This is a genomic window from Ancylobacter sp. FA202 (genome assembly GCF_000380205.1).
GTDB lineage: Bacteria > Pseudomonadota > Alphaproteobacteria > Rhizobiales > Xanthobacteraceae > Ancylobacter.
On the sequence record NZ_KB904818.1, the window covers coordinates 4,370,359 to 4,390,166 of the forward strand.

At 69.1% G+C, this 19,808-nt stretch carries 19 protein-coding genes; 4 read left to right on the forward strand and 15 right to left on the reverse strand.

Going from position 1 to position 19,808, the window contains the following annotated elements:
• Positions 1–4 precede the first annotated feature (4 nt).
• The 4 genes from A3M1_RS0120215 to A3M1_RS0120230 all read right to left on the reverse strand — a co-directional run bounded on the left by A3M1_RS0120215 (position 5) and on the right by A3M1_RS0120230 (position 4,108).
• On the reverse strand, positions 5–310 hold the full coding sequence (locus tag A3M1_RS0120215) for a c-type cytochrome (protein WP_018390811.1): 306 nt from the start codon (positions 308–310) through the stop codon (positions 5–7).
• The gene (locus A3M1_RS0120220; RefSeq protein ID WP_018390812.1) at positions 310–2,502 is read right to left on the reverse strand and encodes a xanthine dehydrogenase family protein molybdopterin-binding subunit; all 2,193 of its coding nucleotides are present in this window, start codon (positions 2,500–2,502) and stop codon (positions 310–312) included. The genes A3M1_RS0120215 and A3M1_RS0120220 overlap by 1 nt, the downstream gene beginning before the upstream one ends.
• 11 nt (positions 2,503–2,513) lie before the next feature.
• Positions 2,514–2,972 carry a (2Fe-2S)-binding protein gene (locus tag A3M1_RS0120225; RefSeq protein ID WP_018390813.1) on the reverse strand — a complete coding sequence of 153 codons (459 nt, stop codon included), beginning with the start codon at positions 2,970–2,972 and terminating at the stop codon, positions 2,514–2,516.
• Between the two features lie 230 nt (positions 2,973–3,202).
• Entirely contained in the window at positions 3,203–4,108 is a 906-nt protein-coding gene (locus tag A3M1_RS0120230; protein WP_018390814.1) for an SDR family oxidoreductase, read from the reverse strand.
• An 88-nt stretch (positions 4,109–4,196) separates the two neighbouring features.
• Here A3M1_RS0120230 and A3M1_RS0120235 point away from each other — a divergent pair, with 88 nt between their 5' ends.
• Both A3M1_RS0120235 and A3M1_RS0120240 read left to right on the forward strand, forming a co-directional pair.
• Positions 4,197–5,024, forward strand: a complete 828-nt coding sequence (locus A3M1_RS0120235; protein WP_018390815.1) for a helix-turn-helix transcriptional regulator — start codon at positions 4,197–4,199, stop codon at positions 5,022–5,024.
• Between the two features lie 93 nt (positions 5,025–5,117).
• A complete protein-coding gene (locus A3M1_RS0120240; protein WP_018963988.1) occupies positions 5,118–6,044 on the forward strand; it encodes an AraC family transcriptional regulator in 927 nt (308 codons plus the stop codon).
• Here A3M1_RS0120240 and A3M1_RS0120245 read toward each other — a convergent pair.
• The 7 genes from A3M1_RS0120245 to A3M1_RS0120275 form a co-directional block, all read right to left on the reverse strand.
• Complete coding sequence (locus A3M1_RS0120245) at positions 6,002–7,000, reverse strand: XdhC family protein (protein WP_018390817.1); 999 nt, start codon at positions 6,998–7,000, stop codon at positions 6,002–6,004. The two genes, A3M1_RS0120240 and A3M1_RS0120245, sit on opposite strands and share 43 nt — an antisense overlap.
• A 46-nt stretch (positions 7,001–7,046) precedes the next feature.
• A complete protein-coding gene (locus A3M1_RS0120250; protein WP_018390818.1) occupies positions 7,047–9,263 on the reverse strand; it encodes a xanthine dehydrogenase family protein molybdopterin-binding subunit in 2,217 nt (738 codons plus the stop codon).
• Positions 9,264–9,266: 3 nt separating this feature from the next.
• Positions 9,267–9,719: a (2Fe-2S)-binding protein gene (locus A3M1_RS0120255; protein WP_018390819.1), complete on the reverse strand. Its 453-nt coding sequence runs from the start codon at positions 9,717–9,719 to the stop codon at positions 9,267–9,269.
• A gap of 273 nt (positions 9,720–9,992) precedes the next feature.
• Positions 9,993–10,556, reverse strand: a complete 564-nt coding sequence (locus A3M1_RS0120260; RefSeq protein ID WP_018390820.1) for a nuclear transport factor 2 family protein — start codon at positions 10,554–10,556, stop codon at positions 9,993–9,995.
• A gap of 351 nt (positions 10,557–10,907) precedes the next feature.
• Entirely contained in the window at positions 10,908–11,825 is a 918-nt protein-coding gene (locus A3M1_RS0120265) for an SDR family oxidoreductase (RefSeq protein WP_026221422.1), read from the reverse strand.
• 168 nt (positions 11,826–11,993) lie between these two features.
• Complete coding sequence (locus tag A3M1_RS0120270) at positions 11,994–12,461, reverse strand: DUF2147 domain-containing protein (RefSeq protein WP_018390822.1); 468 nt, start codon at positions 12,459–12,461, stop codon at positions 11,994–11,996.
• Between the two features lie 364 nt (positions 12,462–12,825).
• A complete protein-coding gene (locus tag A3M1_RS0120275; RefSeq protein ID WP_018390823.1) occupies positions 12,826–13,785 on the reverse strand; it encodes an AraC family transcriptional regulator in 960 nt (319 codons plus the stop codon).
• A 164-nt stretch (positions 13,786–13,949) separates the two neighbouring features.
• Between A3M1_RS0120275 and A3M1_RS0120280 the strand changes: the two genes are divergently transcribed.
• Positions 13,950–15,266, forward strand: coding sequence for an MFS transporter (locus A3M1_RS0120280; protein ID WP_026221423.1), 1,317 nt, complete (start codon positions 13,950–13,952; stop codon positions 15,264–15,266).
• Between the two features lie 111 nt (positions 15,267–15,377).
• Positions 15,378–15,977, forward strand: a complete 600-nt coding sequence (locus tag A3M1_RS0120285; protein ID WP_018390825.1) for a class I SAM-dependent methyltransferase — start codon at positions 15,378–15,380, stop codon at positions 15,975–15,977.
• On the opposite strand, the gene A3M1_RS0120290 is transcribed toward A3M1_RS0120285, so the two are convergent.
• The 4 genes from A3M1_RS0120290 to A3M1_RS0120305 form a co-directional block, all read right to left on the reverse strand.
• A complete protein-coding gene (locus tag A3M1_RS0120290; protein ID WP_018390826.1) occupies positions 15,974–16,222 on the reverse strand; it encodes a hypothetical protein in 249 nt (82 codons plus the stop codon). The genes A3M1_RS0120285 and A3M1_RS0120290 overlap by 4 nt on opposite strands.
• A gap of 159 nt (positions 16,223–16,381) precedes the next feature.
• Positions 16,382–17,146, reverse strand: a complete 765-nt coding sequence (locus A3M1_RS0120295) for a sulfite exporter TauE/SafE family protein (RefSeq protein ID WP_018390827.1) — start codon at positions 17,144–17,146, stop codon at positions 16,382–16,384.
• 8 nt (positions 17,147–17,154) lie between these two features.
• Positions 17,155–18,486: an amidase gene (locus A3M1_RS0120300; RefSeq protein ID WP_018390828.1), complete on the reverse strand. Its 1,332-nt coding sequence runs from the start codon at positions 18,484–18,486 to the stop codon at positions 17,155–17,157.
• Between the two features lie 11 nt (positions 18,487–18,497).
• Positions 18,498–19,808 (reverse strand): amidase, encoded by a 1,311-nt coding sequence (locus A3M1_RS0120305; protein WP_018390829.1) that lies wholly within the window; start codon positions 19,806–19,808, stop codon positions 18,498–18,500.

The window sequence follows — 19,808 nt, forward strand, 5'->3', positions numbered from 1 at the left end:
GCGCCTACGGCTGAGCGGGCGCGTTGCCTCCCGCAGCGAAATACGCGGCGATGGCCTGTGTTTCCTCATCGGTGAAACCCTTGGCAATGCGCGTCATCACGGTCGAGCGGCGCTCGCCCGAGCGGAAGGCGGCCATGGCCGCCACGATCTGTTCGGCCGGTTGGCCGTTCAGGCTCGGCACCGGCCCGTTGGTGTCGGTGCGCGGATGACAGCCGGAGCAGGAGGCCGCCCCGCGTGGCGGCGCGGCGTTTGCCGGCGCGGCTGAGATCAACAGCGCCAGCGCCGGCAGCATGAGAGGAAACAGGCGCATCAGGCAAGCTCGTGATTCTTCAAGGGCATGGTGCGGTAGCGCTTGCCGGTGGCGGCGAACAGCGCATTCAGCACCGCCGGCGCGGCGACCGCAATGGTCGGCTCGCCCACCCCGCCCCAGAAGCCGCCGGAGGGCAGCATGATGGTCTCCACCGCAGGCATCTCAGCCATGCGCAGCACCTCATAAGTGTCGAAATTCTCCTCCTGCATCCGCCCGCCGGCCAAGGTGCATTCGCCATAGAGGCAGGCGGAGAGGCCATAAACGAAGGAACCCTCGACCTGCCGCTCCACCTGCGCCGGGTTCACCACATGGCCGGGATCGGTGGCGGCGACGATGCGGTGGATCTTCAGCGCGCCATTCTCCACCGACACTTCGGCGGCGGCGGCGACATAGGAGCCGAAGCCCATGATCTGGCCGAGGCCGCGATGGCGCCCGGGCGCGGGCGGCGTATCCCAGCCGATGCCGTTGGCCGCCGCCTCCAGCACCGCGAGGTGCTTGGGGTGGTTCGCCATCAGCTTGCGGCGGAAGGCCAGCGGCTCGGTGCCGGCAGCATGGGCCAGCTCGTCGATGAAGCACTCCACATAGATGGCGTTCTGGTTGAGGTTGACCCCGCGCCAAAAGCCGGGCGGCACCGGCGGGTTGCGCATGGCGTGGTCGATCAGCAGGTTCGGCACGGTGTAGGCGAGGTGGCCCTCCGGCAGGCTCGCCGTCAGCCCCTGGAACACCACCGGGTCCATGCCGCCCTGCATGCCCTGCGGCCGCACCGCCGCCAGGATCGACTGTCCGGAAATGCGCAGGTGCAGCGCGGTGAGGTTGCCGTCGGCATCCAGCGCCCCGGTAAGCTTGGCCTGGGTGGTGGGGTGATAGGCGCCGTGCAGCATGTCCTCCTCGCGGGTCCAGAGCAGCTTTACCGGCGTGCCCGGCATCTGCCTGGCGATGCTGACCGACTGGCGGACATAGTCCTGGAAATTGCCGCGCCGGCCGAAGCCGCCGCCGAGATGGATCTTGTAGACCTCGCACTGGCCGACCGGCAGCCCGGCGGCCTCCGCTGCGGCGGCAAGGCTGGCCTCGCCATTCTGGGTTGGCACCCACACCTCGCATTTTTCCGCCGTCCAGAGCGCGGTGGAATTCATCGGCTCCATGGTGGCGTGGTTCTGGTAGGGGAAGGCATAGGTCGCGGTGATGACCTTGCCGCCGGCGGCCGCGACGCGGGCGAGTTCGGCCTTCGCATCGCCCTGGCTGTTGCCGATGAAGGCCTCTTCCGCCTCCAGCCCTTCCGCCAGCATGGCGCTGATATCGGCGCTGGAGAGGCTTTTGTTGGGGCCTTCGTCCCAAATGATGGGGAGCGCATCCAGCGCCGTCTTGGCGCGCCACCAGGTGTCGGCGACGACGGCGACGGAGCGCTCATCCACCTTCATCACCTTCTTCACGCCGGACATCTTTTCAACGGCCGCCGCATCGAAGCTCACCAGCGTGCCGCCGAAGACCGGGCAGGCCTTGATCGCGGCGCTCAGCATGCCGGGAAGCTTGAGATCGGCGCCATAGACCTGCTTGCCGGTGAGCTTCTCTACCGTGTCGAGGCGCGCCAATGGCTTGCCGGCGATTTTCCAGTCCTTCGGGTCCTTCAGAGCGACTTCGGCCGGCGGCGTCTGGCGGCCGGCGGCTTCCGCGACTTCGCCGAAGCGCAGCGTGCGCCCGCTGGGGCCGTGGGTGATGACGCTGTTGGCCGCCGCGCATTCGCTTGACGGCACGCCCCATTGCGCCGCCGCCGCCGCGACCAGCATGTGGCGGGCGGCGGCGCCACCCTTGCGGACATAGTCATGCGAATCGCGGACGCCGCGCGATCCGCCGGTGGAATAGCTGCCCCAGACGCGGTCGCGCTTCAGGTTCTCGCCCGGCGGGGGATATTCGGTCGTCACTTTCGACCAGTCGCCTTCCAGCTCCTCGACGACCAGCTGGGCGAGGCCGGTGAGCGTGCCCTGGCCCATTTCGGAGCGGGCGATGCGGACCACGATGGTGTCATCAGGCTTCACCACCACCCAGGCATTGATCTCCGGCGGCAGCGTCGCGGCCGCCTCCTGCGCCGAGGCCGAGGCCAGGAAGGGCACATGGAAGCCGAGCGACAGGCCGGCCACGGTGGCGCCGGAGCCGACGATGAAATTGCGGCGCGAGACCGACTGAACAATGCTCATGGCGCTCTCCCTCAGCCGGCCTTGCCGTCGGCCGCCATGTGGATGGCGGCGCGGACGCGGTTATAGGTGCCGCAGCGGCAGATGTTGGTGATCTCGGCGTTGATGTCGTCGTCGCTCGGCGTGGGATTGCTCTCCAACAGGCTGGCTACCGCCATGATCATGCCGGTCTGGCAATAGCCGCATTGCGGCACGTCCAGCGCCAGCCAGGCCTTCTGCACCGGGTGCGAACCATCCGGCGACAGGCCCTCAATGGTGACGATCTTCTGGCTGGCCTCGATGGCAGAGAGCGGCATCACGCAGGAGCGCGTCGCCACCCCGTCAATGTGCACCGTGCAGGCGCCGCACATGGCGATGCCGCAGCCGAACTTGGTGCCGGTGAGGCCGATTTGCTCGCGCAGCACCCAGAGAAGCGGCGTATCGGGCTCGGCCTCGATGTCGTGCGTCTGCCCGTTGACGGTGAGCTGGACCATGGTGGCCTCCCGGCTGGAGAAACGGAGCCTGCCGCGCTGGCCTCGGCCATGAGGGCCCGGCGCGTAGCGGCTGGCATTGGTCGACCGGGAGAGGCTAGGCACGCGGTGTCGCAGAAGCGTGCCGCCCGCGTGCTGGATTGTCGCGACCTGTCGCAAGGGCAGACCCTGATAAGAATTGATACAAAGTGAGGCGCCCGACGGCCTTCTTGGCGTCGGGCGCGCCGCCGCTCTCAGCCGGCGGCAACCGGGAAATAGCCGGCTTCGGCGATGTCGGTCAGAAGGCCCGGTCCCGTGGGGTGCCAGCCCAGGACATGCCGGGTCCGTTCGCTGGCGGTGGGCTGGTCCAGCGTGGTGAAGCGGGCCATCCAGCCGAAGTGCTCGCGCGCCTCCTCCGGGCTCAGCGACACGCAGGTCAGGTTGAGACCGACAGCAATGGCCTGCGCGATCGCCCGGAACGGCACGCCCTGTTCGCCTACCGCGTGGAACGTGTCAGCGCTCGGGCCGCGCTCCAGCGCGACGCGATAGGCGCGGGCTGCATCGGTCACATGCACCGCCGGCCAGGCATTGTCGCCGGCGCCGACATAGGCCGAGCGGCCCTTTTCCCTTGCCCGCTGGATCAGCATCGGCACGAAACCATGGTCGCCTTTGCCGTGCACGGAGGGCGGCAGGCGCAGGATCATGGTGGGGATGCCGCGCGCGGTGAGCGCCCGCGCCGCGCTGTCGGAGGCGCGGGGGTAGATCTCGGAAGGCGGCGGGGCGACATCGTCCTCGGTCACGGCGTTGCCGGTGACGGCGAGACCGGCGAGGCCCGCCGTGACGATGAACGGCTTGCCCGTGCCCTCGATGGCGGCGCCCAGCGTCTCAATGGCGGCACTGTCTATGGCGCAGCATCGGGCATAGTCGGCGAAGTCGTGGATGAAGCCGGCATGGAGGACCGCGTCGCAAGACTGCGCGCCCTCGCGCAGCGTTTCCGGCGCTTCGAGATCGCCGCGCAGCACCTGCGCGCCGCTGCGGACGAGTTCGTCCGCGCTTTTGTTCGAGCGGGCCAGACCCATAACCTGGTGCCCATGGGCCAGAAGTTCGGCGGTTACGGCCGAACCGACAAACCCGGTCGCGCCGGTCACAAATACTTGCATGACAACTTCTCCTTCTTGTCGGCGAGGAGAATGACAGCCAAACTATACCCAGTTAAAGAAGTGACGTTATACGGGTATAATGACTACCATGTTGCACGATGAGAGCGACCAGCACCGGCTCGGCGCGTTCCTGAGGGATCGCCGGCAGCGGCTTGACGCCGCCGCGCTCGGCTTTGGCGGGCGACGGCGCACGCCGGGCCTGCGGCGCGAGGAAGTGGCGCAGCGGGCCCATATCAGCACCACCTGGTACACATGGCTGGAGCAGGGGCGGGGCGGGGCACCTTCCCCGCGCGTGCTCGACAGCCTCGCCCGGGCGCTGATGATGACGGAAGCGGAGCGCGAGCACCTGTTCCTGGTCGGCATCGGCCATCGCCCCAAGGCGAGCGCCCCTTCGCAGCAGGGCATTTCCGGCCGGCTGCAGCGCTTTCTCGACGCGATGCCGACGATTCCCGCCACCGTCGCCACCGCGACCTGGGACATTATCGGCTGGAACCGGGCGGCGCGGCTCGTGCTGGCCGATTATGAGGCGATGGCGCCCGAGGCGCGCAACATCCTGCGGCGGATGTTTCTCGACCCCGCCACGCGCGCGGCGCAGGGCGACTGGGAGGCGGTGGCGCGGTTCCTGGTGGCGACGTTTCGTGCCGAGACCGCCCGGGTGGGCGAGGATGAGCGGGCGGGCGCACTCGTCGCCGAACTGTCAGCCCAAAGCGCCGACTTCGCCCGGCTGTGGGGCGAGAACGACGTGCAGATGACCGGGGAGGGCGCCAAGACCATCCGCCACCCGGTGGTGGGCGAGCTGAGGCTGGAATTCTCCTCCTTTGCCATCGATGGACGGCCGGACCTGCGGTTGATGGCCTATGTGCCGGCGCGTGCTGCCGATAGCGAGAAGATAAGTCGGCTTTGTAATGGCGCCTAGGCGCGCCGCCAAACTCGCCAAAGTGCACGCAATGGCGGCGATGAAATGGTCATTTGCCGGCTTTCATTCAATCGCTCTGACCCCGGGGATTTCATGGATCCGCTCTCCGACGTCCTCTCCTTGCTGAAGCCGCATGCCTATGTGTCGTCCGGCTTCGAGGCCGGGGGCGACTGGGCGGTGCAGTTCGGCGACCAGAGCACGCTGATCAAATGCTACGCGGTCGTCGCGGGCGGCGGCTGGCTCGCCGTCGAGGGGGTGAGCGCGCCGGTGCGGCTGGAGGCCGGCGAATGCTTCGTGCTGCCGAGGGGCCGGCCGTTTCGCATGGGCAGCGCTCTCGACCTGCCGGCCACGCCCTCCGGCCAGATCTTTCCGCCCGCCCAGCGGGGCGGGGTGGTGCGGCTGAATGGCGGCGGCGGATTTGCCCTTGTCGGCAGCCGCTTCGGCGTGCGCGGCCACCATGCCGACATGCTGCTGGGACTGCTGCCACCCATCGTCCATATCACCGGCCAGGCCGGACAGGCGGCGCTGCGCTGGTCGGTTGAGGAGATGATGAAGGAACTGCGCGAGCGCCAGGCCGGCAACGCGCTGGTGCTGCAGCATCTCGCCCACATGATGCTGGTGCAGGCGCTGCGGGTGCATCTGGAGGCCGGCGCCGGCGTCGGCTGGCTCTCCGCGCTGGCGGACCGGCAGCTGGGGGCGGCGATCCGGGCGATCCATGCCGATCCCGCCCATGGCTGGACCTTGCAGCTACTGGCCGAGCAGGCCGGCATGTCGCGCACGACCTTCGCCCTGCGCTTCCGCGAGAGCGTGGGCGAACCGCCGATGCAATATGTCGCCCGCTGGCGCATGCTGCTGGCCTGCGACCGGCTGGAGAACAGCGGCGACCCGGTCGGGACGGTCGCCCTGGCGGTGGGCTATGAATCGGAAAGCGCGTTCAGCACGGCGTTCAAGCGGATGATGGGCTGCTCGCCCCGCCACTATGGGCGCACGGCGCCGTCGGCCGCCCGGGCGGCGGAGTAGCGCCGCGCCACCGGCGACGACGCCAGCGAGACGAGCGAGGGAAAGCGCCGCTGCTCCGCCTCCATGATCTCCGCAAGGATCGAGGCGGCGATGGCATAGGCGCTCTTGCCGCCATGGAACAGCCCCGCCGGCCCACGCAGCCGCGCCACCTGCGCCGCGCTGTGGCCCGCCGCGAGCAAGCGCTGGCGGCGGGCCGCATGCACGCTCCTGCTGCCCTGCGCGCCCAGATAGAACGCCTCGCTCGCCAGCGCGGCGGTGAGAAAATCGTGTTCCCAGTCGTGATCGTGGAACATCAGCACGAAGGCGGTGTAGGCATCCGCCACGAAATCCCGGGCCGCACCGGTGCTGGGGATCGACCGCGCGCTTATCCCTTCCCGTTCGCACGCCGCGCGGGTCGGCGCGTCCGGCGAGAGCAACTGGGGCTCGAAGCCGCTGACCCGGCCCAGCAGCAGGAGCTGAACCGCCGCCGCGCCGGTGCCGGCGACGAGCAGCCGGGTTTGCGGGCGGTAATGGCGCCGCAGCACCGGGCCCTTTTCCCCCGGTGCCGGGCCGATCTCGACCGTGCTCTCCCTGCGGGCGCGATACGGACGCTCGATCCGCGCCAGAGCGGCGCTCGTGACCGACACGTCGAAATAGAGGTCGATCGCGCTGCCGCAGGGCAGCTGGATATCGAGATAGCGCGAGCCCTTGCCGTAGCGAACCAGGCGGTTGGCGCCCGCTTGCATCGCTTCCTGCGCCTCGGCGATCACGGCGCGCTCCAGGCAGCCGCCGGAGAGGTAGCCGACGCTCTCGCCGCCGGCCGTAACCGCCATCTGGGCGCCGAGCGGGCTCGGGGAGGCGCCATCGATGGCAAACAGCGTGACCAGCGCCACCCGCTCGCCCTGCCGCAGCCGGGCAAGGGCGAAGTCGATGACGTGGTCGTCGAAAGGGTCCCAGCTGCCGTCGGGCCTCTGCATGTGGTGTTTCCCTAGGTGTGAGCGAGGCCCCCCAGCCCCGGCCCATTCAGCCGGCGAGCGCCGCCTTCACCCGGTCGGGCAGGAAGGGGTAATGGCGCAGCCGCACGCCGCCGGTGAGGCGGGCCACGGCATTGGCGATGGCCGGGCCGATCGGCGGCAGGCCGATTTCGCCAATGCCGGCCGGCTTGTTCTCCGGCGTCGGCGTCACCTCGACATGGATGCGCGGCATCTCCGACAGGCGCAGGATGCGGTAGCTGTCGAAATTGCTTTCCTGCACCTCGCCGGCGACGATGTTGATCTGCTCATAGAGCGCGTGGCTGACGCCGAAGACGATGGCGCCTGTGATCTGCGCCTCGATATTGCGCGGCTGCAGCGCGACGCCAGGATCGATCACGCACCACACCTCGTGCAGGCGGATCTCGCCGCTGTCGCGATCGAGCGAGACCTCCGCCACCTCGGCGCAATGCCCGCCAAAGGCGTCGGTATAGGCGAGGCCGAGCGCCCGGCCTTCACGCGGACGCGGCCAGTCCGCTTTTCGCGCGACCGCCTCGATCACCTTGCGCGCGCGGGGCTGATCGCTCAGCAGGTGCAGCCGCAGCGCGACCGGATCGACGCCGCTGGCGGCCGCCACCTCGTCGATCATGCACTCCACGCCGAAAGCGTTCTGGCCATAGCCGACGGCGCGCCAGAAGCCGACATCGCGCCCGCTGTCCTGCCGGATGTACTCCACCAGATGGGCGGGAACGCGGTAGTTGAAGATCGTCCCATCGGTGACGACGGTGTCGAGCCCGCCATCGCTTTTGAACATCTCCGGCAGGGTGCGGGCGAAGATGGAGTCGGCGACGACACGGTGGCGCCAGCCGGTGATGGCGCCGGCGCGATCGAGGCCCACTTCGACATGCTGGGTGGCGAGCGGCCGATATTTGCCGTGCCGCACATCGTCCTCGCGGCTCCAGATCATCTTGACCGGACGGCCCTCGACCTCCCTGGCGAGCAGCACGGCATCGGTGATGAAATCGGCCTCGGCCTTGCGGCCGAAAGCGCCGCCAAGCAGGGTGGTGTGCACCGTCACCTTGTCCGGGGTCGTGCCGGCGGCGGCGGCTGCGAAGCCCTGCGTTCCCGTGGGGCCCTGCGTCGGCGCCCACACCTCGACCCGGTCGCCGATCACACGCGCCGTGGCGTTCATCGGCTCCATCGGCGCGTGATAGACGAGGTCCGTCACATAGTCGGCGACGACAACCCGCGCGGCGCCGACGATGGCGGCGGGGGCATCGCCCTCGGCACGGGCGGGCACGCCCTGCCGGGCGAGATCGCGGCCAATGTCCCGATAAGCCTGTGCCAGCGCCGCGCTGTCATAGGTCCGCGCCCGGGAGTCGGTGCTCCAGGTGACGACCAGCGCCTCCTTCGCCCGTCGCACCGCGTCGGTGCTCTCGCCGATGATGCCGATGCCATAGGCCAGCGGCACGATGCGGGTGATGCCCTTTACCGCCTTCGCCGCTGCGTCGTCGATGCGCTCCGGCCGCTCACCCGGCACGGGTGGGCGCAGCACGGCGCCATGCAGCATGTCGGGCAGATTGATGTCGATGCCGAACTGCGCGGTACCGTTGACCTTGGAGGGCACGTCGACGCGGTCCACATCGCGGCGGCCGATATAGCGCCATTGGTCGGCCGGCTTCAGGTCCGCCTCGCTCGCCTGCGGCAGCGGGTCGGGCAGCACGCCATGAGCGGCGATCGCGCCATAGGAGAGCGTGCGCCCGCTGCCGGCATGCACGACAAGGCCGGGCTCGGTCGTGAGTTCGCCCACCGGCACGTCGAGATGCGTCGCGGCGATGGCGAGGAGGATCTTGCGCGTCTGCGCGCCGGCAAGGCGCAGCAATTGGTAATAGCCGCGCACCGTCTCGCTGCCGCCGGTCAGCTGGATGCCGTAAAATCCGGGATTGCCGTAGGTTTCGGCGTCGGAGGGCGCCTGCACGACCCGCACCTTGTCCCAGTCGGCATCCATGTCCTCGGCGATCAGCAGGGGAAGGGCGGTCTTCACCCCCTGGCCCATTTCGGCGGCGGGCGAGACGAGGGTGACGATGCCATCCGGGGCGATCGTCACCCAGACATTGAGCGTGAGGCCTTCGGCGGCGCCTGTCTCGGTGGCGGCGTGCGCGACGGGGACGAGGCCGCCAAAGGCCACGGCGATGCCGGCCCCGCCGAGCGTGACGAGAAAGCTGCGCCGGGACAGGGCGGTGGTGTGGGGCTCAAGGCGAGTCACCATGGTTCAGCCCTCCTGCGCCGCGCGCTCAATGGCGCTGACGATCCGGTCGTAGGTGCCGCAGCGGCACAGATTGCCGTCCATATGCGCGACGATCTCCGTGCGGCTCGGGTGCGGCGTGCTGGCGAGCAGCCCGGCCGCCTGCATGATCTGGCCGGACTGGCAGTAGCCGCATTGCGGGACCTGCTCCGTGATCCACGCCTTTTGCAGCGGATGGCTGGAATCGGGGGAGAGCCCCTCGATCGTTGTCACCTGCCGCCCGGCCACGTCCTGCAGCTGGGTCTGGCAGGCGCGCGTGGGTTCACCGTCGACATGCACCGTGCAGGCCCCGCAGGCAGCGATGCCGCAGCCATATTTGGTGCCGGTGAGCTTGAGATTCTCCCGGATCACCCACAGAAGCGGCGTGTCGGGTTCGGCGGCGACCTGGACGGCGCGCCCATTGATGGTGAAGGCGGTCATGACGGCATCTCCCTCTCCCGGCCAGAAATTCTGAAAAGATGACGCCTGCCGCGCCCGGCCATGAGGGCGCGCGCGGCGTGGACACAGTCATTCCGGCGATGGAGGCTGCGACGGGCTGTGTAAGGCTTCGATCCGGCAGGTAACGCCGGCGTGAGGCATCATCGATCGTCACGATAAGGGCCGCGCTTCCGGCTGCCTATGCTGCAACGTCCGTCATTCCTGCGCGATCGTGCGGAGGTTGTTCTTGCCGCCGCGCCGGAAACACTGCCGGATTCACTCCGGGCGCGGGGCGGGAATGCGCCGCAGCACGTCATCATAGGGGACAAGGTCGAGAAATGCCGTCACCTCGACCGCCTTGCCATCCTGCATGCGCAGGATCCAGGCATAGTTGTTGGCATAGGGCTGGCCATCCTGCGCGGTGCCGACGCCCTCCCAGTTCACGATCACATGGTCGCCATCGGCCCAGACCGTCTTGCTGACCGGCCGGATCGGGCTGGACAGCCGGGCGACAAATGGGCGGACGGCGCGTTCGATGAAGGGCTCGCGCCCTTCATAGCGGCCGGCGCTCGGGCCGGAACCCTCGATTGTCCAGATCACGTCCGGGGACAGGAGGTCGGTGAAGAAGGTCGAGCCCCCCGCCTGCCAGCGATTGAAGGCCTCGGTGACAATCTGCCGGTTGCCGGCCTGCGCTTCCGGTTCGGCCGACTGCCGCGCCGCTCCCGTTACGCAGGCGGGCGCGGACGGGCTTTCGCCCGGAGTCTGGGCGAGGGCCGGCGTGGCGAGGGTCGTGCCGAGTGTCGTGGCGGCGAGAAGCAGGGTGGTGCAGATGCGTCGCATGTCGGTTTCCTCAAATCTGCGCGCGCGGCTGTCCTGCCCCCCGCACGAAGCGGCGTGGGGGGAGGGCGCGAGGGCGCGGCATGTCGTTCGGACGTGCCATCCCTGTTGGTTGGCGGTGAATGCGAAGAGCGGCCCGGCATTATCGGAAGCGGCACTGTCAGGATGACACCACCGGCGCCGGGCCGAGGTCAAAACGGCTAAAGCCGTTCGCCTCATCTGCCGTTACGATACGTCCGGTTCGCAGACGCCACAATTTAGCGAGTCATGACCAGCCTGTTAAAGAACTCTAACCAATAGAGCGCGGGCCGGGACGGCGATTCTGGGCCATGCCTCTACGGAAGTCGCGGCTCTTCACGCGAACCGCACCTTCGCCAAATTCTCCGACACCTCCCACAGCCGCACCGCCACGGCCTTGTCCAGCGCCCGTGGCGGCGCCGGCTCCTCGGTGGGATAGCCGCGTGTTCCCGCCAGCCGGTCGGGGCCGTAATGGGCGCCATCGCGCGCGTTCGGATCGGTGGCGGCGAAGAGGGTCGGCAGCGCCCCCTGCGCCGCTGGCTGGAACAGCAGCCGAAAGACGCGGCGCAGAAAATAGATGGTGCGGGTGGGCCCGCCGGGGGTGTTGAACAGCAGATCGGTGCGCGAGAGGCCGGGATGCGCCGCCAAACTCTGCACGCCCCATCCTCCGGCAGCGCTGCGCCGGTTCAGCTCGAAGGCGAACAGCAGGCAGGCCAGCTTCGACTGGGCGTAGACGTGAAAGGCGCGATAGCTGCGCTGCGCCTGCAGGTCGTCGAAATCGATCGTGCCCCGGCGCGCCGCGATGCTGCCCACGGTGACGACGCGGGGATCGCGCCCCTTCTTCAGCAGCGGCATCAGCTGCGCGGTGAGCGCGAAATGGCCGAGATAATTGGTGCCGAACTGCAGCTCGAAGCCATCGCGCGTCTCGCGCCGCTGCGGCGGGGTCATCACGCCGGCATTGTTGATCAAGAGGTCGAGGCTATCCTGTTCGCCCGCGAGCCGGGCGGCGAAGCTGGCGACCGAGGCGAGGCTGGCGAGGTCGACCTCGCCGAACCGCACCTGCGCGCCGGGAACCGCCTGCCGGATCGCGGCCACCGCCGCCGCCCCCTTGGCCGGGTTGCGCCCGGCGATCACCACATTGGCGCCGGCACGGGCGAGGGCCAGCGCGTCCTCATAGCCGAGGCCACCCGTGCCGGTGACGAGGGCCGCGCGGCCGTGCTGGGCGGGAATGTCCCGCGTGGTCCATCGTGTCATGGTCGTTCCTTGGCAGTTGGAAAGGGCCGCGCGAAGGGCCGGGTCCGGCCGACCGCGCTTCGGCGCAAGAGTGACGGCCGCGCCGGGAATCGCCATGCCGGAACGCGCATAAAACATGCCCATTCCTCCAATGCGGCGGGCGCCCGGACGGGCGTCGCTCGGGCGGCCTCACGGCACGCGGCGGAAGACGATGGTCTGGCCGAGCAGCGGTGCGCCCATATAGGCGCGCACCTGCATCGTCTCGCCAACGAGTTCGGCCTGAACTGACATGGTGCGGCCGGTGAGGCCGCTATAGAAATCGCCGCCTTCCCAGCGGCGGTCCCGCATGTCCCAGGTGAGGTTGGTGACGAAGACGATGCCCTCCAGCGAGCGCCCGCGCAGCGCCGGGTCCGGGTTCAGCGTGTCCTTCTTGAAGGTCGTGCCGTCGGCTTCCATCAATTGCCGGCCATAGAGCATGCGGGCGGCGTAACTGCCCCCGGCATCGAACATTTCCAGCTTGATGGCGCCGTTCTCGGCCTCCCGGACCCCGACGATCTGGTTCGGCGAGGCGGCCTGCGCGGCGGCCTCAATGGTGGTGAAGGCGAGGGCCGCGGCCGCGACGGCGGCCAAGAGGCATGCCTTGAGGGCGTTCGACATGACGGGCTCCTGTGGAGAGAGGGCGCGCGGGGAGCGGCGATCAAAGCCGTGCCGCCGGCGCGCAGGGAGGGCCGGGCCCGGTGCGGACGGACCGGGCAACTACGCCTTTTGGCGTGGTCATCGGAGCGGGACGTTAGCCGCCGAGGGAGCGCGGGCGAATGCCGGAACGCACAGAAAACCTGCCTGATTCTCCAAATGCTTTGGACGGGCAGGGGTGCCGGATGTCGATGTCGCCGGGGAATAGAGGGCCGACCGGCCGCCGCCTGTCGGCGTGCCAAAAAAACGCCCCCTCGTCAGGCCGCGCGGGCTGACGAGGGGGCGCGTTCCAGCTGAGGGGGGCGGGCGGCGCGAGAGGGCGGGCGCGTCAGGCGGGCGAAGCGGCCGGGCTGATCGGGGAGGCTGGGGAGGTCGGCATGTCGCGGCCGGTCAATGAACGATACAGGCGATGCTGGTTCATCACGTCCCGCTTGGGGGCGATGCCGAACATGCGGGAATATTCGCGGCTGAACTGTGAGGCGCTCTCATAGCCGACCTTGTAGGAGGCATCCGCCACGCTGGCGGCGTTCGCTACCATCAGCCGCCGCGCCTCCAGCAGGCGCAGCTGTTTTTGATATTGCAGCGGCGTCATCGAGGTCAGCGCCTTGAAATGCTGGTGGAAGGAGGACGGGCTCATCCGCGCCGCCTCGGCCAGCTGTTCCACCCGCATGGGCTGGGCGATGTTCTCGCGCAGCAGGTGAATGGCCTTGGCCACCCGCTCGGTGTTGGAGGCGGGCAGGGACAGCTTGCAGATCTCCGCCCCATGCGGCCCGCTCAGCAGCCAGTAGCAGATATCGTGCATGACCGAGGGGTAGAGAATGGGAACCGCCTTCGGACTGTCGGCCATCCGCACCAGACGCTGGATGCACTCGGCGAAAGGTTCGTCGATCTGCGCCACGAAGGCGCAGGGGCCACCGCTGGCGGGGGCGGCCGGCAGCGCCTCCAGCCGCTCGACCATGTCGCGGACCACCGCGATGTCGAGATCGACGGTGAGGCCGACAAAGGGCTCGGTCTCGCTGGCCTTGACGATCCGGCCCGTGCCCGGGAGCGCGATGCTCACGACCAGGCATTCCATGACGCCATAATCCAGCGTCTCATTGCCGAAGAGGATCTGCTTGGCGCCCTGCAGCACGATGCAGAGGGAGGGCTGATAGATCTTGCGGTGGGGCATCACTTCCTGGAAGGAACGGATGATGTTGACCCCCGGCATCGGCGTGGGGAACAGGCCCTGCCCGCCGCCCCTGCTGTCGATATACGCCGTGACGGTCTCAAGCAGCGATGACGGCACACAGGCCTCCGGTGCGTTGCGCGACCTGCCGCGCCCGGCTCGCCCACCGGAAGAGGCAGGGGGGACTGCAGGAATAGGCAGGTTTATTGACGTTTCGGGCATTCTGATCATTGGGCACTCCTTCTAGCCTATTGGTGCGAACCAAGCTGAGGAGCCTGCCCAGAATGACGGAAAGCACCCTGAGATCAATAGATGGATCGAAGGATATCCCTTATCCATCCGCTGAATCCGGTAGCGAATACGTGAGCGGGTGGCAAGTCTATGCTACACTTTTGACACTATTCCTCGTGAGTGCGATCTCACAGGCCGATCGTATCCTGCCTTTCATTATGGCGGAAGCCATCAAGGCCGAGCTTTCGCTGAGTGACACGCAGGTTGGGCTGCTTACCGGCATCCCCTTCGCGATCTGCTACACCCTCCTGTCGCTGCCGCTGGGCCGGGCCGCTGATCGCGGCTCGCCGCGCCGCGTGCTTGTGCTGTGCCTCCTGGCCTGGAGCGCGATGACGGCGCTGGGCGGCGTGGCCGCGAGTTTCCTCGTTCTGGCCCTTACCCGCTTCGGCGTGGCCTCGGGCGAGGCCGGCGCCTTCCCGGCCGGCCATGCCATCATCGCCCGCACGATAAGGCCGGAGCGGCGCGGGCTGGCGATCGGGCTTTTCGCCTTGGGCCTGCCACTCGGCTCCATGGTGGGCTTCGCCGCCGGCGGCGCCATCGCCGACCAGCTGGGCTGGCGGGTGGTGCTTGTCGGCGCGGGAGCGATTGGCGGGGTGATCGCCCTGCTGGTTCTCCTCGTCATCGGGCCGACGCGGCCGCTGCGCCAGTCCGCCGCCACCGGCGAAAGCTTCCTGCGCTCCTGCGCGCGGCTGCTGGCGGGGCCCGCCTTCCGCTGGCTGTTCGTCGGCGCCATCGCGGTCGGCTTCGCCTCGGCGCCGTTCTATGCTTTTGCCGGGCCGTTTCTGATCCGCATCCACGGTTTCACCGCCGGGGAGGCGGGGTTGGCTTTCGGCCTGCTGCAGGGGCTGATGGGCATCATCGGCGCCGTGACCGGCGGGCGGATGTTCGACCGTGCGGTGCAGTCCGGCACCGGCCGGGTGCTGGGTCCGCCGGCCTATCTGTTCCTCCTCGCCAGCGTGACCACCACCGCCGCGCTGTTTACCCCCGTCGGCTGGCTGTCCGTTGGCCTGCTGGTGCCGGGCATGCTCTCCTTCGCCTTCATGCTGCCCTTCGCCTTCGGCGCCTCCCATCTCGTCGCCGGCAAGGGCCGGGAGGCGCAGGCGACCAGCATCGTCATGGTCGGCTCCGGCCTGATGGGGCCGGCGCTGGGACCGCTGATCGTCGGCATGGTCAGCGATGCCGCCAGTGCGGCGCAGATCCCGAACGGCCTCGCGCTTGGCCTGCTGACGGTTCCGGTGGCGACCATCGCCACCGCGCTCGCCATGCTGGTCGCCAACCGCCGCATCGCCGCCACCTTCGCACGTCGCTGAACGCGATCGGCCGCGGGCTTTGCGCCCGCCGCGCGGTCCCGTGTTTTAGCGCCCTTCAGGGGCGCGCCCCAGACAACCGATTCCGGAACATCTGCAATGTCTTCTCAGCGTATGGCCGAGACCCTCGGCTTCTTCCAGGCCTGGCTGCGCAGCCCGTTGCGCGTCGCCGCCATCGCCCCCTCGGGCCGCGCGCTCGCCCGCCTGATCACCAGCGAGATCTCGCCCGACATCGGACCGGTGATCGAGCTCGGACCGGGCACCGGGGCCTTCACCCGGGCGCTGATCGCGCGCGGGGTGCGGCCGGCGGACCTCGCCTTGATCGAGTTCGGCTCGGAATTCGCCGTGGCGCTGCAGGCCCGCTTCCCCGCCGCGCGCACGCTGTGGATGGACGCCGCGCGGCTCGACACGGTGGAGCTTTTCGGCGGCGCGCCGGCCGGCGCCGTGGTCAGCGGCCTGCCGCTGCTGTCGATCACCCCGCGCAAGGTGCGGGCGATCCTGATGGGGGCTTTCGGCAAGATGCGGCCGGAGGGCGCCTTCTACCAGTTCACCTATGGCCCGCGCTGCCCGGTGCCGCCGCGGCTGCTGGCCCCGCTCGGGCTGGAAGCCGAGCGCATCGGCGGAACGCTGGCCAATCTGCCGCCCGCCGCCGTCTACCGCATTCGCCGGAGCACCGTTCAGGCGCGTGATCGCTCAGAACTCCCGGGCCTCTAGCTCGGGTCCAGCACCCCGTCGGGCACCTGGCCGAAACGGGCGATCAGCACGGGTGGATCGGCATCGCCGCTTTCGGGCTCCACATCGGTCGAGAAAGCGATCGCCCCGATCTGCACAAGGCTCATGCGCTCGGCGATGCGTTCGGCGTCGGCGGCGTTGCGGACCTCCATCGGGATGCCGGCCTTTATCGCTCCGCGCTTGCCGGCCACGAAGGGCTGGACGACATAGAAGGTCTTCTTCGTCATGCGCGACTCCCGAGTTGCCGCACTCTGGCGTCAAGATCTTGAACAAATCAAGAACAATCAGGCGACCGCTCGGTTATCCCGCCCATCGCGCACCGCCGGGCAGGACCTTCCGCGCCGTGTGTTCCGGCGCGAAGCCCACACCCTCACCCCATGACCACGTCACCAGGCCACCAGCCCCGTCCAGACGAAGGAGAACCCGCTGCCGATGACCAGCACTTCGACGAGGGCGGTGTGCATCTTCACATGCATGCGCTCGATCAGCCATCGCGCCCCATACGCGCCCGGCACCATGCACAGGCCGATGAGCAGGCCGGCGAGGAACAGCTCGGTCGTCATCAGGTCCAGCTTGCCGAACATGAGCGTCTTGGTGACGTTCACCGCCGTGCCGATCAGCGCGTCGGTGCCGACGATGGCGCCGCGTGCCAGGCCGAGGCCGAGCAGCAGCGGCATCAGCACCACCCCGCCGCCGGGCAGGGCGCCGGAGACGAGGCCGAACACGCCCGACACGCCGAGCACCGCTCCGGGCGTCGGGGTGACGGCGCGGCGGGCCATGTAGCGGCGCAGCGGGATGGAGACCAGCAGGAACAGCCCGATCAGCAGTGCCAGCAGCGCTTGCGGGAGATAGCTGTAAACCAGCGTTCCCATCACCACGCAGGGCAGGGCCGGGAGCATGATCCGCAGCACGATGGCGCGGTCGATCTCGTGCCTGTAGACCCAGACCCGCGAGAGATTGCCCAGCGTCATCGCGATCGACATCACAGGCACCACCGCCTTCACCCCGACCACGGGCATCAGGAAGGGGGTGACGATGAGGCCGGCGCCGAAGCTGGAAATGCCGCCCAATATGGCGCCGACAAAGGCGATGGCGCCCAGCAGCAGAAATTGGCCGGGGCTGAGCGACCCGAAGCTGGCCATCATGTCCATGAGAACGCTCAGACCCGCGCCAGCATCTGCTCGACCGCCGAGGCGATGGCGAACAACCGCTCGTCTTCAAAGCGGCGGCCGATCAGTTGCACCCCGAGCGGCATGCCGGCCGGCCCGCGCCCGCAGGGCAGGGTGAGGCTTGGCGTATAGAGCAGGGTCCAGAGCGAGTTGAACCCGGCATCGCCGGTCCGGGCCAGGCCCAGCGGCGCCTCGCCCGCCGCCGCCGGCGTCAGCACGACGTCGATATCCTCCAGCGCCCCCTCGATCCACACCCGCATCGCTTCCGACCGGCGCTGCGCGGCGATGTAGTCGTCGACGCTGCACATCTCGCCATCGAGCACGCGCCCCTCATAGAATTCGCGACTCAGCTTGTCGCGGTGCAGCCGCTTTTCATGGCCGAAGCCGCGCGCGGCCTCGAAATTGGCGATGCGGCGATGGTCCTCCTGCCAGCCCTGGAACAAGGCCGGCGGCAGCACCAGTTCGCCGATCTCCGCGCCGGAAGCCTCCATGAGACGGGCCACGCTTTCGACGGAGGCCCGCGCCGCCGGCTCTGCCGCGTCCCAATGGTCGCGGCAGATCGCGACGCGCAGCCGCCCCGTGGCCGGCGCCACCGGCTCATAGGGGATGCCGACCAGCACCGCCCGCAGCAGCTCGACATCGCCGACCGAGCGGGCACACAGGCCGAGCGTGTCGAGCGTGCCGGAATGCGGCTTCACCCCGACGCGGCTGATCTCGCCGAAGCTCGGCTTGTAGCCGACAATGCCGCAAAAGGCGGCCGGGCGGATGATCGAGCCGCTGGTCTGCGTGCCGATGGCGAGCGGCACCTGCCGGTCGGCCACCGCCGCCGCCGATCCTTGGGAGGAGCCGCCCGGCGTGCGGGCCGGATCATGCGGGTTCATGGTCGGGCCTGGATGGCGGTTGGCGAATTCGGTGGTGACGGTCTTGCCGAGGATGAAGCCGCCGGCCTTGCGGATCATCGCCGCGCAGGCCGAATTGGCGAAGGGGATGTAGTCGGGATAGATCGGCGAGTTGAACCGTGTCGGCATGCCCGCGACGTTGATGATGTCCTTGAGGCCCACCGGCACGCCATGCAGCGGGCCGGAGGGCGCAAGGACGTCAGCGGTGCGGGCGTCGGCGGCGCGGGCTTCGGCGAGCGCCTTCTCGGGGTCGAGATACACCCACGCCTGCACCGCCTCGCGGCGTTCGGCGATCCGGTTCAACAGGCTCGTCACCAGCGCAACGGAAGTCAATTCGCCCCGGGCGATGGCGGCGGCGGCCGCGACCGCGCTCAGCTCGCAGGGCTCGGTCGTCACCGCCTCGGCGGTCTGACGGATGTTCATGGGTACGCTCCTCAGTTCGCGGCGAGAACGCGATCGGCCCAGGCGGCCAGGGTGAGATGACGGTCGTCCTCGTGGCGGCGGCCGACGAGCTGAATGCCGACGGGAAGCCCGTTCGGCCCGGTGAAGCGCGGCAGCGTCACCGCCGGCATGTACATGTGGGTCCAGATATAATTGAAGGTCGCCTGCCCGGTGGAGGCGAGCCCGGCGGGCGCCTCGCCGGCCGCGCTCGGGGTGAGCAGCGCATCGATCCCCGCCTCCGCCAGCGCGGCATCGATCCAGCGGCGGGCGCGCAGGCCGAGCCGGAGTGCCTCGCGGAAATCGGCGAGGCTCGAAGCGTTGCCGACATCGACGCGCTCGCGGCGGAAATCGTCGCTGACCAGAGCCGGAAAGCGGGCGAGCTCATCGGCATAGTTACGCACGCTCTCAAAGCCGCAGACGACGCGGTGCGCCCTGTCGAGGCCGTCGAAGAAGTCGGGCAGCTCGAAATCCACCACCTGCGCGCCAGCGGCCTCCAGCGCCCGGCGCGAGGCCTCGATGGCGTCCCGGGTCTCGGGGGCGGCCTTGTCCCAATGCGGGCTGCGGCACAGGCCGAGGCGCGGTCGCGACACCGCGTCCGGCGCCACCGGAACATAGGGCATCTGGGCGGCGGCGGCCTTGAACAGCGCGAGGTCGGCCACCGAGCGCGCCATGATGCCGACCGTGTCGAACTGTTCGGTATTGGTGCGCACGCCGGATTCGCCGAACACATGCAGGCTCGGCTTGTAGCCATAGGCGCCGCAATAGGCGGCGGGCCGGATCACCGATCCGCCGGTCTGGGTGCCGATGGCGAGTGGCACATGGAAATCCGCCACCGCCGCCGCCGAGCCGGAAGAGGAGCCGCCCGGCGTGTGCGCCGGGTTGTGCGGGTTGCGGGTCTTGCCGGCGTGGCGGTTGGCGAATTCGGTGGTGACGGTCTTGCCGAGCGCGATGCCGCCCTGAGCCCGCGACAGCGCGACGGTGGAACTGTCCCAGGCCGGGCGGTGATCGCGGTAGATCGGCGAGCCATAGCTGGAGGGCTGGTCGAACGTGTCGAGAATGTCCTTCACGCCAAAGGGAATGCCGTGCAACAGCCCCTGCGACGGGCCGGCATCGAGCGCGCGGGCCTGGGCGAGCGCGCCCTCGGCATCAAGGTGGGTCCAGGCCTCGACTTCGGGTTCGCGCAGCGCGATCCGCTCCAGGCAGGCGGCGACCAGCCGCTCGGAAGTGAGGCTGCCCTCGTCGATGCGCGTGCGCGCTTCCAGCGCCGTCAGGCGCGCCAGGTCGTCCCGCAAATGAAGGTTCAT

Coding starts and splice junctions, on each gene's coding strand:
- A3M1_RS0120215 (WP_018390811.1), bottom strand. CDS start 310: ATGCGCCTGTTTCCTCTCATGCTGCCGGCGCTGGCGCTGTTGATCTCA.
- A3M1_RS0120220 (WP_018390812.1), bottom strand. CDS start 2,502: ATGAGCATTGTTCAGTCGGTCTCGCGCCGCAATTTCATCGTCGGCTCC.
- A3M1_RS0120225 (WP_018390813.1), bottom strand. CDS start 2,972: ATGGTCCAGCTCACCGTCAACGGGCAGACGCACGACATCGAGGCCGAG.
- A3M1_RS0120230 (WP_018390814.1), bottom strand. CDS start 4,108: ATGCAAGTATTTGTGACCGGCGCGACCGGGTTTGTCGGTTCGGCCGTA.
- A3M1_RS0120235 (WP_018390815.1), top strand. CDS start 4,197: ATGTTGCACGATGAGAGCGACCAGCACCGGCTCGGCGCGTTCCTGAGG.
- A3M1_RS0120240 (WP_018963988.1), top strand. CDS start 5,118: ATGGATCCGCTCTCCGACGTCCTCTCCTTGCTGAAGCCGCATGCCTAT.
- A3M1_RS0120245 (WP_018390817.1), bottom strand. CDS start 7,000: ATGCAGAGGCCCGACGGCAGCTGGGACCCTTTCGACGACCACGTCATC.
- A3M1_RS0120250 (WP_018390818.1), bottom strand. CDS start 9,263: ATGGTGACTCGCCTTGAGCCCCACACCACCGCCCTGTCCCGGCGCAGC.
- A3M1_RS0120255 (WP_018390819.1), bottom strand. CDS start 9,719: ATGACCGCCTTCACCATCAATGGGCGCGCCGTCCAGGTCGCCGCCGAA.
- A3M1_RS0120260 (WP_018390820.1), bottom strand. CDS start 10,556: ATGCGACGCATCTGCACCACCCTGCTTCTCGCCGCCACGACACTCGGC.
- A3M1_RS0120265 (WP_026221422.1), bottom strand. CDS start 11,825: ATGACACGATGGACCACGCGGGACATTCCCGCCCAGCACGGCCGCGCG.
- A3M1_RS0120270 (WP_018390822.1), bottom strand. CDS start 12,461: ATGTCGAACGCCCTCAAGGCATGCCTCTTGGCCGCCGTCGCGGCCGCG.
- A3M1_RS0120280 (WP_026221423.1), top strand. CDS start 13,950: ATGACGGAAAGCACCCTGAGATCAATAGATGGATCGAAGGATATCCCT.
- A3M1_RS0120285 (WP_018390825.1), top strand. CDS start 15,378: ATGGCCGAGACCCTCGGCTTCTTCCAGGCCTGGCTGCGCAGCCCGTTG.
- A3M1_RS0120290 (WP_018390826.1), bottom strand. CDS start 16,222: ATGACGAAGAAGACCTTCTATGTCGTCCAGCCCTTCGTGGCCGGCAAG.
- A3M1_RS0120295 (WP_018390827.1), bottom strand. CDS start 17,146: ATGGACATGATGGCCAGCTTCGGGTCGCTCAGCCCCGGCCAATTTCTG.
- A3M1_RS0120300 (WP_018390828.1), bottom strand. CDS start 18,486: ATGAACATCCGTCAGACCGCCGAGGCGGTGACGACCGAGCCCTGCGAG.
- A3M1_RS0120305 (WP_018390829.1), bottom strand. CDS start 19,808: ATGAACCTTCATTTGCGGGACGACCTGGCGCGCCTGACGGCGCTGGAA.